The 375-nt window shown below is 68.3% G+C and carries 1 pseudogene; it reads right to left on the reverse strand.

The window, feature by feature from the left end:
- Positions 1-375 (reverse strand): annotated as a pseudogene (locus tag HCK04_RS40670) (DNA-directed RNA polymerase subunit beta); the annotation flags it as partial.

Genomic DNA, 375 nt, shown 5'->3' on the forward strand with positions numbered 1-375 from the left:
GATCTTGTCGTCGACCAGGTGCAGCAGCTTCAGGATGTAGATGTAACCCACCGAGATCGGGTGCGGGAACGGCTCGCCGGAGCGGCCGTCGAACAGCCGCGCCTTTCCACTGGGCATCACCAGACGGTCGCCGTCGCGGTTGACCAGCGTGTTGCCCAGAAGACCGATGATCTCCTCCTCGCCGGCGCCGTCGAACACCGGGGTGGCGACGTTGGTCCAGGGCTCGACCCTGTCCGCGTCCTTGTCGCGCAGGCGCTCGGCCCACTCCTCCTCCACCCCGCTGATGTCCCAGCCCTGGGCGGCGATCCACCCGAGGTGGGTCTCCAGCACCTGGCCGACGTTCATCCGGCCCGGCACGCCCAGCGGGTTGAGGAT

Source organism: Microbispora sp. CL1-1 (genome assembly GCF_012034195.1).
GTDB lineage: Bacteria > Actinomycetota > Actinomycetes > Streptosporangiales > Streptosporangiaceae > Microbispora.